Annotated in this window: 7 protein-coding genes; 3 read left to right on the top strand and 4 right to left on the bottom strand. The window is 77.0% G+C overall.

The genetic code is table 11. The features are described 5' to 3' along the window. Window positions 1-28: 28 nt before the first annotated feature. Together PYV61_RS17755 and PYV61_RS17750 are read right to left on the bottom strand one after the other, a co-directional pair. Window positions 29-1,018, bottom strand: coding sequence for a serine/threonine-protein kinase (locus PYV61_RS17755; RefSeq protein WP_275834070.1), 990 nt, complete (start codon window positions 1,016-1,018; stop codon window positions 29-31). Continuing rightward, window positions 1,015-1,557: an ECF-type sigma factor gene (locus tag PYV61_RS17750; RefSeq protein WP_275834068.1), complete on the bottom strand. Its 543-nt coding sequence runs from the start codon at window positions 1,555-1,557 to the stop codon at window positions 1,015-1,017. The genes PYV61_RS17755 and PYV61_RS17750 overlap by 4 nt, the downstream gene beginning before the upstream one ends. A gap of 118 nt (window positions 1,558-1,675) precedes the next feature. Here PYV61_RS17750 and PYV61_RS17745 point away from each other — a divergent pair, with 118 nt between their 5' ends. After that, the gene (locus tag PYV61_RS17745) at window positions 1,676-2,236 is read left to right on the top strand and encodes a hypothetical protein (protein ID WP_275834066.1); all 561 of its coding nucleotides are present in this window, start codon (window positions 1,676-1,678) and stop codon (window positions 2,234-2,236) included. Between the two features lies 1 nt (window position 2,237). On the opposite strand, the gene PYV61_RS17740 is transcribed toward PYV61_RS17745, so the two are convergent. Beyond that, window positions 2,238-3,386, bottom strand: a complete 1,149-nt coding sequence (locus PYV61_RS17740; protein WP_275834064.1) for an ATP-binding protein — start codon at window positions 3,384-3,386, stop codon at window positions 2,238-2,240. A gap of 224 nt (window positions 3,387-3,610) precedes the next feature. Between PYV61_RS17740 and PYV61_RS17735 the strand changes: the two genes are divergently transcribed. Next, complete coding sequence (locus PYV61_RS17735) at window positions 3,611-5,188, top strand: hypothetical protein (RefSeq protein WP_275834062.1); 1,578 nt, start codon at window positions 3,611-3,613, stop codon at window positions 5,186-5,188. Window positions 5,189-5,195: 7 nt separating this feature from the next. Here PYV61_RS17735 and PYV61_RS17730 read toward each other — a convergent pair whose 3' ends face one another. Beyond that, entirely contained in the window at window positions 5,196-6,386 is a 1,191-nt protein-coding gene (locus PYV61_RS17730; RefSeq protein ID WP_275834060.1) for a vanadium-dependent haloperoxidase, read from the bottom strand. Between the two features lie 188 nt (window positions 6,387-6,574). On the opposite strand from PYV61_RS17730, the gene PYV61_RS17725 reads away from it, so the two are divergent. After that, a partial coding sequence (locus tag PYV61_RS17725; protein WP_275834058.1) for a BTAD domain-containing putative transcriptional regulator occupies window positions 6,575-7,329 on the top strand: 755 nt, incomplete at its 3' end.

Raw genomic sequence — 7,329 nt, 5'->3', positions numbered from 1 at the left:
CAAGGAGTTGAGACCACGATTTGTCTTCCTAAGACCGCTTGGCCTCCGACTTCAGGCGGTCGAGCGCCGCCGGGACGTCGCCGCGGGCGCGCGTCAGCGGCTCGGGCTCCGGCGCGCGCCCCTGCGCGCTCGCCGCCGCCAGCGCGGCGCCGCTCGCGTACGGGCGCCGCCCGGCGAGCATCTCGTACAGCACCGCGCCGAGCGACCACAGGTCGGCGCGGTGGTCCACCGGCTCGCCCATCGCCGCCTCGGGGCTCATGTACGCCAGCGTCCCGATCGGCCCCTGCGCGCCGGTGAGCGTGACGTCCGCGAGCTTCGCGACGCCGAAGTCGAGCAGCTTCACCACGCCGTCGGGGGTCAACAGCACGTTCGACGGCTTCACGTCGCGGTGCACCACGCCGCGCGCGTGCGCCTTCGCGAGCCCGCGCAGCATCTGCACCGCGACCGCCGCCGCCTCGCGCGTCGGGAGCGGGCCGCGCGCGAGGCGCGCCTGCAGCGTCTCCCCCTCGTACAGCGGCATGACCAGGTACAGCGCGCCGTCGTCGGTGGCCCCGACCTCGTGCACGGTGCAGATGTTCGGGTGCTCGAGCGCCGCGACCGTGCGCGCCTCCAGCGCGAACCGTTCGGCCGCCACCGGGTCGGCGCCGAGGTGCGGCTGGAGGAACTTCACCGCGACGGTGCGGTCGAGCCGTACGTCGTGCGCGCGGTGCACGACCCCCATCCCGCCGCCGCCGATGCGCGCGCCGACCACGTACGCCCCCACCGTGCGCCCCTCGAGCTCCGGCGCGGGCGGGCGCAGCCCGTCGACCAGCGGGCGCACGGCCACGGCCAGCCGGTCGAGCGCGCCCGTCCCCTCGTGCGCCGCCAGCAGCGACGCGACCTCCGCGCGCAGCGCCGGGTCGTCGGGGCACGACGCCGCGAGGAACGCGTCGCGCTCCGCGGGGGCGCGCTCCAGCGCCGCGTGCAGCCGCGCCGCCGCGCGCGGCCACCGCGGGTCCGCGCCGCTCCCGCCGCTCACGCCGCGCCGAGCTCCCGGTTCAGCCACGCGCGCGCCAGCGTCCAGTCGCGCTTGACCGTCGCCGGCGAGGTCCCGAGCGCCTCCGCCGTCTCCTCGACGCTCAGCCCCCCGAAGAAGCGGCACTCGACCACCTGCGCGCACCGCGCGTTCGCGGCGGCCAGCCGCTCCAGCGCCTCGTCGAGCGCGACCAGGTCGTCGCCGCGCGACTCGGCCATCGCCACCGCGTCGTCGAGCGCCGCCGACGGGGCGCCGCCGCCGCGCTTCTGCGCCCGCCGCGCGACCGCGTGGTCGATGAGGATGCGGCGCATCGCGCGCGAGGCCGCCGCCAGCACGTACGCGCGCCCGGCCCAGCGCACGCGGTCGAGCCGCGCCAGCTCGAGGTAGGCCTCGTGCACCAGCGCCGTGGTGCCGAGCGTGTGCCCGGTCGCCTCGGCGCGGAAGTGCCGGTGCGCGACGCGCCGCAGCTCCTCGTAGACGACGGGGAAGACGTCGTCCAGCGAGGCGCCGGTCGCGGCGGAGGCGGCGTCGGGGGCGGTCATGCGGCGGAGCATACCGCCGCGCGCCGGCGGCCGTGAGCCGTCCGGCGCCGGTTTTCGGCTTCTACCGAACGACGGCCCGGCGACTCCCGCCCGGCCCGGATCCCCCGCGGAGGAAGCCATGTCCCGCCTGCCCGTGCTCGCCCTCGCCCTCGCCCTCGCCGTCGGCGCCTGCACCGCCGACGAGTCGCCGACCGTGACGCTGCAGCCCGACGCCCACGCCTCGCACGGGCGCTCGGCCACCGACCGCGCGACCACCCCCGGCGAGCTGCAGGCCGCCGCGCGCGTCCGCGCGGCCACCGCGCGCTTCGCCGACGTCGCCGTCGCGAAGGCCGCCGGCTACGACGAGCAGTTCCCGGCCGGATGCGCCACCTCGCCCGGCGGCGCGCAGGGCTTCCACTACATCAACCGCGCGCTGGTCGACGCCAAGACCGACCTGCTCGAGCCCGAGCTGCTGATGTACGAGCCGCAGCCCGACGGCACGCTGGAGCTGGTGGGGGTCGACTACGTGATCCCGTTCGCCGCCTGGAAGGGCGCGCGGCCGCCCGTGCTGCTGGGGCGCGAGTTCATGCCCAACACGCCGCTCGGGGTGTGGGCGCTCCACATCTGGGCGCCGCGCGACAACCCGAAGGGGCTCTTCGCGCCGTGGAACCCGACCGTCAGCTGCGCGCACGCCGACTGAGTCAGGCCGCCGGGAGCGTGAGGGTGAACGTCGCCCCCGCTCCCGGCGTGCTCGTCACCGCCAGCTCGCCGTCCATCGCCCGCGCGAGGTCGCGGCTGATCGCGAGCCCGAGCCCGGTGCCCTCGCGCGGGCTGTTGAGGGTGCGCCCCAGCTGCACGAACGGCTCGAAGATCGCCTCGACCTTCTCCTCGGGGACGCCGTCGCCGGAGTCGCGCACGCGGATCGCCACCTGGTCGCCGAGCGACGCGCACCAGAGCTCCACGCGGCCCCCCTCGGGGGTGAACTTGATCGCGTTCGACAGCAGGTTGAGCAGCACCTGCTCGGCGCGCGCGCGGTCGGCGCGGACGACGATCCGCTCGTCGCAGGGGCCGCGCTCGAAGTGCAGCCCCTTCTGCACCGCCAGGGGCTCGACCATCGCCGACACCGTGTCGAGCATCGTCGCGACGGCCACGGGCGCGATCTCGTAGGTGAGGTGCCCGGCCTCGATGCGGCTGTAGTTCAGCAGGTCGGTGACGATCGTCAGCAGGTGCTGCTGGCTGCGGCGGATGCGCTGGAGCGCCTGCTCCTGCTCGGCCGCGACCGGCCCGTAGACGCCCGCCAGCATCAGCTCCGCGTAGCCGCCGATCGCGTTCAGCGGCGTGCGCAGCTCGTGCGACATCGAGGCGAGGAACTCGCTCTTCGCGCGGTTGGCCGCCTCCGCGGAGGCCACGCGCCGCGCGTCCTCCACCCGCTGCTCCTCGGCGGCGCGCCGCTCGGACAGGTCGCGCGTCACCTTCGAGAAGCCGAGCAGCCGCCCGTCCTCGCCGCGCAGCGCCGTGATGACGACGTTCGCCCAGAACCGCGTGCCGTCCTTGCGGACGCGCCACCCCTCGTCCTCGAACCGCCCCACCCGCGCCGCGACCTCGAGCTCGTGCTGCGGGAACCCCTCGCGGACCTTCTCCTCGGGGTAGAAGCTCGAGAAGTGGCGGCCGACGATCTCGTCGGCCGCGTAGCCCTTGATCCGGGCGGCGCCCGGATTCCAGGTCAGGACGCGCCCGTCGGGATCGAGGACGAACATCGCGTAGTCCTGCACCGTCTCCACGAGGAGGCGGTGCAGCATCTCGACATCCGCCTCCGCCGTGGCGGCGCGGGCGGGCTGGTCGTTGGGCATGTCGTGCGGTCGGGGAACCGGAGTCGGGAGGTTCCCCGACGCCAATCTCTGCAATGTGTCGCGGCCGACGCCCGCGCGCGCCACCCCGCCGCCCCCCACTCCCCGTCGAACGCGCGCCGACCACGGGTCGGGGAAACCCGCACGATTCGTTCTCGCGGCGTCGCGTCTTGCGGCCGGAGTCGGGCGTCCCCACCGTGGTCGCACCTCCCACAAGGGGAACTCCCGTGCGCCGCCATCACGCCCTCGTCCTCGCGGCCGCGTCGCTCGCGGCCCTCGCCGGCTCCGCCCCCCTCCCGGCGCAGCAGCACGCGCACCCGACCCCGGGGCTCGGGACGGTCCGCTTCGCGACCTCCTGCCGACCCGCGGTCGCGCCGACCTTCGACCGCGGGATCGCGCTGCTCCACTCGTTCGAGTTCGGCGACGCGATCCGCGCCTTCGAGGAGGTCGCGCGGGCCGACTCGGGGTGCGCCATGGCGCACTGGGGGATCGCGCTCGCGCGCTGGGGGAACCCGATGGCGGCCGGGAACCGCGCGCCGGCGGCGCTCGCGCGCGGGAGCGAGGCGGCGGCGGCGGCGACACGCCTCGCCGCGGGCGCGACCGAGCGCGAGCGCGGGTACGCCGCCGCGGCCGCCACGCTGTTCGCCGACCACGCGCGCGTCGACCAGCGCACGCGCGTGCTCGCCTACGAGCGGGCGACCGCGGAGCTCGCGGCGCGCCTCCCGGACGACCCCGAGGCGCGCATCTTCGCGGCGCTGGCGATGGTCCAGGCGGCGCCGCCGACCGACAAGACGTACGAGCGGCAGAAGCGCGCCGGCGCGATCCTCGAGGCGCTCTGGCGCGACCAGCCCGACCACCCGGGGCTCGCGCACTACATCATCCACAGCTACGACGTCCCCGCGCTGGCGCCGCAGGCGGCGGCCGCGGCGCGGCGCTACGCCGGCATCGCCCCGGCGGCCGCGCACGCGCTGCACATGCCGTCGCACACCTTCACGCGCCTCGGCCTGTGGGAGCAGTCCGCCGAGACCAACCGCCGCTCCGCCGACGCGGCCATGCGGACGGCCTCGCTCGGCGAGGCGCTGCACGCGTCCGACTACCTCGTCTACGCGTACCTGCAGATGCGGCGCGACTCGGCCGCGCGGGCGATCGTCGACGCGCTCCCCGCGATGGCCGCGCGCTTCGACCCGAACGCCGTCACGGGCGCCGCGCCCGGCTCGGCCGGCGTCTTCGCGCTGAAGGCGATCCCGGCGCGCTGGGCGCTGGAGCGCCGCGCCTGGGCCGAGGCGGCGGCGCTCGAGCCGGCGGCGAGCCCCTGGCCGTGGACCGAGGCGATGACGCACTTCGCGCGCGCCCTCGGCTCGGCGCGCACCGGGCGCCTCGCCGAGGCGCGCGCGGAGGCCGACTCGCTCGACGCGATCGCCACGCGCCTCGCCGCGAGGGGCGAGGGCTACTGGGCGGAGCAGGTGGGGATCCAGGCGCTCGGCGCGCGCGGCTGGATCGCGCTCGCCGAGGGGCGGCGCGACGACGCCGTCGCGCGGCTGCGGGAGGCGGCGACGCGCGAGGCCGCGACCGAGAAGAGCGCCGTGACGCCCGGGCCGCTCGCCGCCGCGCGCCAGCAGCTCGGCGACCGCCTGCTGGAGCTGGGGCGCGCCGGCGACGCGATCGCCGAGTACCGCCGCACGCTGGAGGTCGAGCCGAACCGCTTGCGCGCGCTCGACGTCGCGCGGCGCGACGCCGAGGCGGCCGGCGACCGCGCCGCGGCGGCGGAGTACGCGCGCGCGCTGGCGGGGCTCACCGGCCGCTGACGGGCCGTCAGTCGAGCGCGAACGGCGCGCGGCGGTCGACGCCGTGCGCGAGCACCCACTCCGCCACGCGGCGGCCGAGCACCTGCCCGGCGTCGACGTCGAAGCGGAAGTGGAAGCCCGCGTACACGCGCGACATCCCCGCCTCGTCCACCATCGCGTCGAGGCGCGCGCGCTCGTCGGGGAAGACGTCGCCGAGCACCGTCGCGTAGGCGGCCGTGATGCACGAGTGGCCGCTGGGGTACGACGGGTGGTTCGGGAGCGGGAGCGCCAGCTTCACCCCCGCGTCGGCCTGCGACGGGCGGACGTAGTAGTACGCGAACTTGGCGTCGAAGCAGGCGTTCAGGACGTCGAACCCGGCCACGTTCGCGAGCGTCAGGATGCGGGCGGCCTCGCGCTCGGTCCGGTGGTGGGAGACGATGAGGTCCGACGCGAGCGCGTTCATCCACGTCGCGTTGTTGGGTGCCCAGAAGGTGACGGTCGCGCGCTGGGCGTCGGTGATGCCGATCGACAGCGCCTTCACCTCGGCCAGGTCGGCCGCGTACTGCGCCGAGCCGTAGGCCGGCGGCGGGGCGGGGCGGAACTGGTCGCCCGACGTCAGGGCGAGCGTGCGCGCGCCGTAGAGGCCGAGGAACGAGCCCGCGCCCGTCCACCGGCCCACCCCGCCGGGGTTCGCCGGCGCCGGCGTCCCGTTGGCGCCGTCGGTGGCCGCGTACGCGACCACCTGCGCGCCGACCGCCTGCCCGACCGCGAGTCCGGCGTCGGCGTCGGTGTGCCGCTCGCCGGGCCAGCCGGGGGCGGCGAGCTGCGCCTGCAGCCGGGCGTCGAGCGTGGCGTGCGTCCCGGCGGGGAGGAAGCTCTTGAGCACCGCGACGGACGCGGCCGCGACCGCCGCCGCCGGCGACGGGTGGTCGCCGCGCTCGCGCGCCTCCTCGGCGGCCACCACCGCGTTGTACTGCGCGATCGACAGGTAGGTGAAGAGTCGGGCCTGCGTCGTCGGGTTGCCGGCGTCGGAGCGGGCGCCGATCAGCTCGCGCGCCGTACGGTTCCAGGCGAGGCTCGCGCTCGCGTCCCAGAACTTGACCGCGTTGGTGGACGGGGCGGGGGGGACGGCGACGGTCGGCGCGTCGGCGCACGCCGCCAGCGCCAGCGACAGGAAGGAGAGCAGACGGCGGGACGTCGGAAGGATGCGGCCGGTCATGGAAGGGGCGTGGTGTCGGTGACGGGAGGGCGGCGTCGAGGCGACGGCCGCCTGATGGCTGCACGGCGCGTCGGGGCGGCCTCCGGGTGGAGGCGCGTCCTTGCTGGGCCCCGACGCGCGGCGTATGGTGGCCGGGCGCCCTCCCGTCCTTCTCGCGTCGCTCTCGTGTCGGTCTCGCGCGCCCCAACGTGTTGACCCTCAAGCTCTTCGGCGCGCCGGTCGTGGAGTCGGCCGGCCGGCCGGTGGTCGGCCGCGCGACGCAGGGCCACCGCCTGGCGCTCCTCGCGGTGCTGGCGCTGGCCCGCGGGCGTCCCGTCACGCGCGACAAGCTCACGGGGCTGCTCTGGCCCGAGAGCCCGTCCGACCGCGCCCGCGCGCAGCTCTCCGACGCGCTCTACATCGTCCGCTCGGCGCTCGGCGCCGACGTCGTGCGCGCCGCCGGCGACGACCTCGCGCTGAACGACGAGGCGGTGACCAGCGACGTCGCCGCCTTCGAGCGGCTGCTGGACGAGGGGAAGCCGGAGGACGCCGTCGCGCTGCACGCGGGCCCCCTTCTCGACGGCTTCCACCTCGCCGACGCTGGGGAGCTGGAGCGGTGGATCGACGGCGAGCGGGCCCGGCTCGGCGAGCGCTACGCCGGCGCCCTCGAGGCGCTCGCCGCGGCGGCCGAGGCGCGGGGCGACGCCGGGGCGGCGGTCGGGTGGTGGCGCCGGCTGGCGTCGCACGACCCGTACGCCGGGCGGATCGCGCTGCGCCTGATGCGCGCGCTGGAGGGCGCCGGCGACCGCGCCGGGGCGATCCGCCACGCGCGCGTCCACGCCGAGCTGCTGCGGCAGGAGTTCGCGACCGCGCCCGACCCCGCGGTGCTGGCGCTGGCGGAGCGGCTACGCGCCGAGCCGCCCGCGGCGCCGGTCGCGACGCCCGAGCCGGCGGCCGACGCCCC

Origin of the sequence: Roseisolibacter sp. H3M3-2 (genome assembly GCF_029211165.1) — a bacterium.
In the GTDB taxonomy this organism is placed as follows: domain Bacteria; phylum Gemmatimonadota; class Gemmatimonadetes; order Gemmatimonadales; family Gemmatimonadaceae; genus Roseisolibacter.
The sequence above is the reverse complement of the archived record's forward strand: the minus strand, read 5'-3'. Positions and strand labels throughout refer to the sequence as shown.

Excerpts from the sequence above, each read along its gene's own strand:
- PYV61_RS17740 (WP_275834064.1), bottom strand. The coding sequence starts at position 3,386 with ATGCCCAACGACCAGCCCGCCCGCGCCGCCACGGCGGAGGCGGATGTC.
- PYV61_RS17730 (WP_275834060.1), bottom strand. The coding sequence starts at position 6,386 with ATGACCGGCCGCATCCTTCCGACGTCCCGCCGTCTGCTCTCCTTCCTG.
- PYV61_RS17745 (WP_275834066.1), top strand. The coding sequence starts at position 1,676 with ATGTCCCGCCTGCCCGTGCTCGCCCTCGCCCTCGCCCTCGCCGTCGGC.
- PYV61_RS17750 (WP_275834068.1), bottom strand. The coding sequence starts at position 1,557 with ATGACCGCCCCCGACGCCGCCTCCGCCGCGACCGGCGCCTCGCTGGAC.